The following is a 7,394-nucleotide window of genomic DNA, read 5'->3' on the forward strand; positions in this document are numbered from 1 at the left end:
TATGACGAGTCAGAGCTTTAATTTGACAACAGATCCTTGGATTAAAGTGATACAGACTGATACAGGACGGGAGAAGTCTGTATCACTGATTGAATTTTTTAGTCATGCACAAGACTATCGTCAATTGGCCGGAGAAATGCGCTCACAGGATTTAGCAATTATGCGTTTTTTGTTAGCAATTTTGACTACAGTATATTCGCGTTATAATGCTGGCAATATGCCATATTCTTGGATTACCGTGGATTCTGACACAATGCAAGCAACAGATGTTGATGATGATACAGATGCTGAGGATATTAATGAAGATTTACTCGATACGTGGAACCAACTCTATCGAGCAGGCAAATTTTCTAAAATTGTGACAGATTATTTGAAGTGTTACGATAATCGCTTTGATATGTTTGGTGATCATCCCTTTTATCAAGTGACGACCGCTGACTATGACGCTCTAGTTCCTAGTAATAAACGGGTCGAAAAGGGAAAAGGTCAGGTACTAGTTAAACAACTTAATCGACGTATTTCGGAAAGTGGGAATACGCCATCAATTTTTGCTCCAAAAACGGGCGAACGGAAGAATTCAATTGATATTGATGAACTTGTGCGTTGGTTGATTAGTTATCAAAACTTTACAGGTGTAACTGACAAAACCAAAATTGAGACGAAAGAAAAGTTTTCCAATTCTGCGGGTTGGTTGTATCGGCTTAATCCAGTTTATGCCCAAGGACAGACTGTATTTGAAACTCTGATGTTGAATCTGAAATTAGGTGGTGAACAAGTAGACCCGTTAGCCTTACAAAAGCCAGTTTGGGAGTATGAGATTCAAGATTACATTGCTGTTCGTAAACAACAGGTGGTACCGGATAATCTAGCAGAGCTTTATACAACTTGGTCACGAATTCTTCATATTGAATGGCAAGATAATAAGCATCCATTAATTTTTAGTGCGGGGATTCCAATTTTTGAAGCTACAGGTGCTTTTATTGAACCAATGACAACGTGGAGAGTAGACAAAAAAACAGGGGAATATCGTCCTGCTGTTAAGAGTCTTCGCTCGTTGAGTATTTCTATGTGGAGAAACTTTGGTAATTACGTTGATGTTCACAGCAATTCAGGACAATTGGAACCTGGAATTGTTAGTTGGTTGCATGATATAAAAGATCAAGATACATCAGTCATTGCAAATGATCAATTGTTAACATTAGCTTCAACAACTCTGATCAGCGATGGTAATGCGACCTCACAGGCTCCAGCGGTTGAAGTAGCCGATGATATACGATTACAATCAGACGTGTTGTTTGATCCTGAAATTGCGGAATATTGGCCTGTACGAATTGAAGATGCTATAGATACAACTCAAATGATTGGAACAGATTTTTACCATTTTGCTTCAACAATTGGTCAAATACGTAATGTGGATGCGCGTTCATTTGCCAGCAATTTAAGTGCCAGTTTTTATCAGAAATTGAATGCTCCATTTAAAGAATGGCTATCCCAATTGACTGGTGATGATGACAGAGATCAAAAAATTGAACAATGGAAAGAGCAATTAGAAGATATTTTAAATGACACAGTTCGTGATGTCATGAAGTCTAGTTCTCCTAGGGACGTCAGTGGTATTGAGGATGATAAAGGCCGTTTGTTGAATATTTTTACCGCTCGAAGAAGACTAAATTATAATGTTCGCATACATTTAGGGCCTCAGGATAAGGAGTGATATATCGTTATGGGAAAAATAGAAAAGGTTACCGATAGAGTGATTCGGAGTCTTTGGAGAGATGGAAAACCAGACAAAGCTGTTTTATCAAATGTTCGAGGTGCTGCTACGCTGTTAAGTCGGCAAGCACAGTCTGTTTGGCCAGTGATGATGGCTAATCTGGATGAAAAGATGTTAAGTCGCGATGGTCGTCCCACTTATGCGGAAACGGCAGTATATGCAGCCATTCGTTTTTATGCGATTCATCAACAAGGACAAACACAATTTGTTTACAGTTCAGTTCACGGGGATGATGAGAATAAAGGAGTGAGTTTATTTAAAGCGCTTGCTCAGTTAAGAAATCAACCAGATCGTCAAGAAGCTCTGGATCGTCGAGTGAAAGCACTCTTGGCAACAAGTAATGTGGCTAGTATGATTCAGTCTTTATCTCATTCAATTAAAATTGATTATGCCTTATTAGCACAAGATTTATATGATGCACAATTTGGTGTTGATGTTGCGAACCAAGTTCATTTGCGCTGGGGGCAGCAGTACTATTGGAGCACGAAAAATCAGAAAACAACTGAAGGGGAGAAAAACTAATGACCAATAATTTATATTTAGACATAAATATCATTCAAACTGTTCCATCATCTAATTTAAATCGAGATGATACAGGAGCACCTAAGACCGCTTTGTATGGTGGTGTTACGAGAGCTCGAGTTTCTTCACAAAGTTGGAAACACGTCGTACGCCATGCATTTAAGGAAGATCATGTGACATTTAGTTCACGAACAAAAGAGTCTGTTCAATTATTGGCTAATGAGTTACGTAAGCAAGATGGTTCTCTTGATGAAGAAGCTGCTTTAACCAAAGCTAATGAAGCTTTTAAATCAGCTGGTATCAAGGTTGACAAAAATAATGAGACGGGTGCTTTACTTTTAATTAGTAATGGCCAAATTAAAAAATTGGCTCAGTACATACTCAATAATGATGAACTTGATAAAAAAGAAATTAAAAAAGTTCTTAAGGGGGACCAATCCCTAGATTTAGCTTTATTTGGTCGAATGGTAGCCGATAATCCTGAATTAAATGTTGATGCCGCCTCACAAGTTGCTCATGCAATTTCAACTCATGAAGTGATTCCTGAATATGATTACTTTACTGCCTTAGATGATGAACAAGGTGAAGATACTAGTGGAGCCGCTATGTTAGGAACTATTGAGTTTAATTCGGCCACACTATATCGGTATGCTAACGTGAATGTCAATGAATTAGTTCATAATCTGAATAAAGAAGGTGCCATCGCTGGTATATCTGCTTTTATCAAAGATTTTGCCCTATCAATGCCAACTGGAAAACAGAATACTTTTGCAAACAAAACGCTTCCAAACTATGTCATGGTTACGATTCGACAAGATACACCTGTCAATTTAGTTTCGGCATTCGAAAAACCAGTTGTATCTAACGATGGTTATGTTGAAAAATCTGTTGAACGACTAGAAAACGAGTATAAGCAGACATTGGATTTTGTAGATCAACCGTTATTGACGGTAGCTTTGAGTAAATACAATACAGAAGCTGGCAAGACAGCAACAAACTTGTCTGATCTCTTGAAACAGGTTACGACGGAGTTGACGAAGGTGGTTGAGGATGAAAATACTAACGATTAGATTGACGTCGCCTTTACAATCCTATGGTGATGAGGCTACGTTTGAACGTCGGACAACCGGAGATTATCCTTCAAAAAGTTCAATTATTGGAATGATTGCAGCAGCTTTGGGTTATTCAAGAGAGGATCCACGAATCTCGCAATTGAATGATTTGAATTTTGCTGTACGAATTGACCAAGCTGGACAAATGTTAACTGATTTTCATACTGTTGAATGGAAAAAGAATGTTCGCAAAATTACTTATCGCGATTACATACAAGATGCAGTATTTGTAGTTGCCGTGGGAAGTAATGATGATCAACAAATTACAAAAATTCACAATGCACTGCGTCATCCGCATTATCAGTTGTTCTTGGGGCGTCGAGCTAATGTTCCAGCAGGGGTTCTTCTAATGGAAGAACTTGACGATAAAAATCCTGTAACAGTTCTGGAAAATTTAGGTTGGCAAGTTTCACCTTGGTCTCAAAAAGTTTATCGAAAACAAAATCCTGGTAAAATGTTTCCCAAAGTTGATATATATGCAGATGCAAATTTACTTAACGATCATCATAGTGTAATGGTTAAAGATCGAGTGGGTTCATTTGATCAAAGAAATCGATACTTTGGTTATCGAGCAATGTCAACAGAACGAGTTCAACTGACACATTCTTGTATAGCAGTTGATGAATCAACAGAACATGATGCATTAAGTGCACTTTAGAAAGGGGGGTAGTCTATGTATTATTTATCAAGAGTTGAAGTTGATGTTCAAAATCGTGCAAAAATCAAAGATCTTACTCATTTAGGTGCATATCATAACTGGGTTGAGCAGAGCTTTCCAAAGGAAATAGCGACCGGAGAACGTCATAGACATTTGTGGCGTTTGGATACATTAGCGGGGAAAAAGTATTTATTGATCATGAGTGAATCCATACCTGATTCTGAGTTTTTATTGAAATATGGTGTTACAGGAACTATTGTGACTAAATCATACGATGGATTCTTAGACAAAATTCATGATGGTCAGATTATGCGTTTCCGATTGACGGCTAATCCCACACATACGATTACACGTCCTGGAAAAAAACGTGGGAAAGTTTTCCCTCATGTTACAGTTACTCAACAGGAAAAATGGTTGGTAGATCGATCAGAGAAGTCTGGATTTGAATTGGTCAAACAAGTTGGTGTTAATGATTTAAATGAAACGCAGACGCTGGCTTTTAAAATTGTCGAACGTGATTGGCCAATGTTACACCGCAATCCAGGACGAGCCGTTCGTCTCAGTCGAGTAACGTTTGAAGGTCTGTTACGCGTTGAAAATGCAGAGACTTTTAAACAGACTTTAGTAAAGGGAATTGGACGTGAAAAAGCTTTTGGTATGGGAATGATGACTGTTATTCCGGAGGCTTAATATGTCAGAAAGAAAAATGGGTGCTAAGAAGCCAGAAATTTCTGAACTTGGTCGTGTACAAGATCGTATGACCTTTTTATATTTAGAACATGCTGATGTTAATAGGCAGGATAGTGCTATTCAAGTGACGGATCAACGTGGAATTGTATGTATTCCAGCTGCTATGGTGAGTGTCTTATTGTTGGGCCCTGGGGTTAATGTAACTCATAGAGCTATGGAATTAATTGGAGATTCAGCTATGGCTGTAGTCTGGGTTGGCGAGCAAGGAGTACGTGCATATGCTCATGGTCGTGCTTTGAACCACTCATCACGTTTATTACAAGCACAAGCAAAATTAGTTTCGAATCAACGTACTAGAGTTGCTGTTGCGCGTAAGATGTATCAGATGCGCTTTCCTGATCAAGATGTTTCAGGGTTGTCTATGCAAGAACTTCGTGGCAAAGAAGGTGCTAGAGTTCGAAGTGTTTATCACAAAGAATCAAGAAAAACAAATGTACCCTGGAATCGTCGTGAGTATAATCCAGATAATTTTGAGTCGGGTACACCAATTAATCAGGCTTTGACTGCAGCACATCAAGCACTTTACGGATTGAGTTATAGTGTAATTGTGGCGTTAGGGGCATCACCAGGATTGGGATTTGTCCACACAGGTCACGATTTATCTTTTGTTTACGATTTTGCAGATTTGTATAAAGCAAAAATATCTATTCCTGTTGCATTCGAAATGACTGCAAAATATAGTCAAGAAGAAGATCTAGCAGCTAGAACACGATTAGCTATGCGAGATGCCTTTCGAGACGGTAAACTATTGTCTCAGATGGTGACTGATTTGAAAAATCTATTAAACATAGATGATGGTCAAGATGGCGCAGATTTATTTCAACTTTGGGATGATAAACTTGGTATGCAGAAAATGGGAGTTCAGTATCATGATGTAACGGCAGGTGATGACGAATGATTGTTGTTACTTTATCTAAAGTTCCGCCTTCACTTCGTGGTGACTTGACTAAATGGTATCAGGAGATTCAAACAGGTGTGTATGTAGGTAATGTCAGTGCACGAGTCCGTGACCTACTCTGGGAACGTATTTTGAAAAATATTGGGACCGGTGAAGCAACAATGGCGTATAATGCTGCCACTGAATTAGGCTATCAGTTTCGGACAACACGTAAGGATCGACAAGTGGTCGATTATGATGGTATTCCCTTAATGATGCATTTAAAGCAACAAGAGGTGCCAGTTAAACATGGGTTCAGTAGTGCGGCCAAATTCCATAAAGGGATGACAATGTCACATCGACGTATGACTAAATATCGAAAAGATGTAAAGCCTATATTATCAAAACCTTTGGTGGCACTTGATTTAGAAACAACTGGATTGGATAGTACTAAAGCAGAAATTATTTCAATTGGAGCAGCCAAGATAATGCCCGACGGACAATTACTGCAATTTGAAAAATTAATTCGAAGTGTGGATTTAGTACCATCCAAAATTACTGAACTTACCGGAATCACTTCAGAACAGTTGCAAAAACAGGGTGTTGAGCTTTCATTAGGATTAGAGGCATTGTCTGATTTTGTTAAGGATTCAGTCATCATCGGTTATAATCTTGAATTTGATGAAGGGTTTTTAACGGAAGCATTGCGGAAAGTTGGAAAAACCGAATTTACTAACTCTACCCACGATCTTATGCCAATAGTAAAAACAACTCAGGAGTTTTTAGATAACTATCGTTTAACAACTGTCTTGGAGGCATATCAGATAGAGAATTTAGATCCACATCATGCATTATCTGATGCTCAAGCTACGTTGTCTTTAGCAGAGAAGTTAATAAAAAACGGCAACCTTGTAATTTGAAAATGCCTATGTAACGGCTTTTTTTAAGTGTGCTCCCCATATACATGGGGATGATTCCGGCATAACCAAAACCAGCCACAATAGGCGCTGGTGCTCCCCATATACATGGGGATGATTCCAATTGGCCTGAAAATGATGCAAGATTGAAAGAGTGCTCCCCATATACATGGGGATGATTCCGGCATAACCAAAACCAGCCACAATAGGCGCTGGTGCTCCCCATATACATGGGGATGATTCTTCTGAATTTTTGAAAGAGACTTATCAGCACTAGTGCTCCCCATATACATGGGGATGATTCTTTTAGTATTCGGTCAGCAAGTTGGTCATCTTTGTGCTCCTCATATACATGGGGATGATTCCTTTGCCCGTGCTAAGGCTCAGCAATACGGTATGTGCTCCCCATATACATGGGGATGATTCTGTAATTTTCATTCTGTAACAATTGATAACCTAGTGCTCCCCATATACATGGGGATGATTCTAATGGACAATGATGTAATTGCTTACTTAATGAGTGCTCCCCATATACATGGGGATGATTCCAAAACTAGATACATCTGGCTTTGCATTAGTGAGTGCTCCCCATATACATGGGGATGATTCTGACAGAGTATTTTTCCAAGTTGCAACAAATGAGTGCTCCCCATATACATGGGGATGATTCTATTAAATATGGTTATAATTTAATGGTTAGTGTATGAAATAGGAAACCAATTATTTTATATTTAAGGTAGATTGCAACAATTAATCGAATTTTTCGGACAAGTCACCAAAGAAG

The 7,394-nt window shown here is 38.7% G+C and carries 7 protein-coding genes and 1 CRISPR repeat array; all 7 genes read left to right on the forward strand.

Features of this window, described 5'->3' with window-relative positions:
• Position 1: 1 nt before the first annotated feature.
• From FD33_RS11610 to cas2e, 7 genes are read left to right on the forward strand one after another with little or no spacing between them, the layout of a single operon-like run.
• Positions 2–1,714, forward strand: coding sequence for a type I-E CRISPR-associated protein Cse1/CasA (locus FD33_RS11610; protein WP_025085959.1), 1,713 nt, complete (start codon positions 2–4; stop codon positions 1,712–1,714).
• Positions 1,715–1,723: 9 nt separating this feature from the next.
• On the forward strand, positions 1,724–2,296 hold the full coding sequence (gene casB, locus FD33_RS11615) for a type I-E CRISPR-associated protein Cse2/CasB (RefSeq protein ID WP_025085958.1): 573 nt from the start codon (positions 1,724–1,726) through the stop codon (positions 2,294–2,296).
• Positions 2,296–3,366 (forward strand): type I-E CRISPR-associated protein Cas7/Cse4/CasC, encoded by a 1,071-nt coding sequence (cas7e, locus tag FD33_RS11620; protein WP_025085957.1) that lies wholly within the window; start codon positions 2,296–2,298, stop codon positions 3,364–3,366. Before casB ends, cas7e begins: the two co-directional genes overlap by 1 nt.
• On the forward strand, positions 3,347–4,066 hold the full coding sequence (gene cas5e / locus FD33_RS11625) for a type I-E CRISPR-associated protein Cas5/CasD (protein ID WP_025085956.1): 720 nt from the start codon (positions 3,347–3,349) through the stop codon (positions 4,064–4,066). Before cas7e ends, cas5e begins: the two co-directional genes overlap by 20 nt.
• A 15-nt stretch (positions 4,067–4,081) precedes the next feature.
• Positions 4,082–4,756, forward strand: a complete 675-nt coding sequence (gene cas6e, locus FD33_RS11630; RefSeq protein ID WP_025085955.1) for a type I-E CRISPR-associated protein Cas6/Cse3/CasE — start codon at positions 4,082–4,084, stop codon at positions 4,754–4,756.
• A 1-nt stretch (position 4,757) separates the two neighbouring features.
• Positions 4,758–5,714 (forward strand): type I-E CRISPR-associated endonuclease Cas1e, encoded by a 957-nt coding sequence (gene cas1e / locus FD33_RS11635; protein WP_025085954.1) that lies wholly within the window; start codon positions 4,758–4,760, stop codon positions 5,712–5,714.
• Positions 5,711–6,613, forward strand: a complete 903-nt coding sequence (cas2e, locus tag FD33_RS11640) for a type I-E CRISPR-associated endoribonuclease Cas2e (RefSeq protein ID WP_056955991.1) — start codon at positions 5,711–5,713, stop codon at positions 6,611–6,613. The genes cas1e and cas2e overlap by 4 nt, the downstream gene beginning before the upstream one ends.
• Positions 6,614–6,642: 29 nt before the next feature.
• Positions 6,643–7,281: a CRISPR direct-repeat array (repeat unit 29 nt; unit sequence GTGCTCCCCATATACATGGGGATGATTCC).
• Positions 7,282–7,394: the final 113 nt, after the last annotated feature.

Origin of the sequence: Companilactobacillus paralimentarius DSM 13238 = JCM 10415, from assembly GCF_001434985.1 — a bacterium.
In the GTDB taxonomy this organism is placed as follows: Bacteria; Bacillota; Bacilli; order Lactobacillales; family Lactobacillaceae; genus Companilactobacillus; species Companilactobacillus paralimentarius.

Coding starts and splice junctions, on each gene's coding strand:
- casB (WP_025085958.1), top strand. CDS start 1,724: ATGGGAAAAATAGAAAAGGTTACCGATAGAGTGATTCGGAGTCTTTGG.
- cas5e (WP_025085956.1), top strand. CDS start 3,347: ATGAAAATACTAACGATTAGATTGACGTCGCCTTTACAATCCTATGGT.
- cas1e (WP_025085954.1), top strand. CDS start 4,758: ATGTCAGAAAGAAAAATGGGTGCTAAGAAGCCAGAAATTTCTGAACTT.
- cas6e (WP_025085955.1), top strand. CDS start 4,082: ATGTATTATTTATCAAGAGTTGAAGTTGATGTTCAAAATCGTGCAAAA.
- cas2e (WP_056955991.1), top strand. CDS start 5,711: ATGATTGTTGTTACTTTATCTAAAGTTCCGCCTTCACTTCGTGGTGAC.
- cas7e (WP_025085957.1), top strand. CDS start 2,296: ATGACCAATAATTTATATTTAGACATAAATATCATTCAAACTGTTCCA.
- FD33_RS11610 (WP_025085959.1), top strand. CDS start 2: ATGACGAGTCAGAGCTTTAATTTGACAACAGATCCTTGGATTAAAGTG.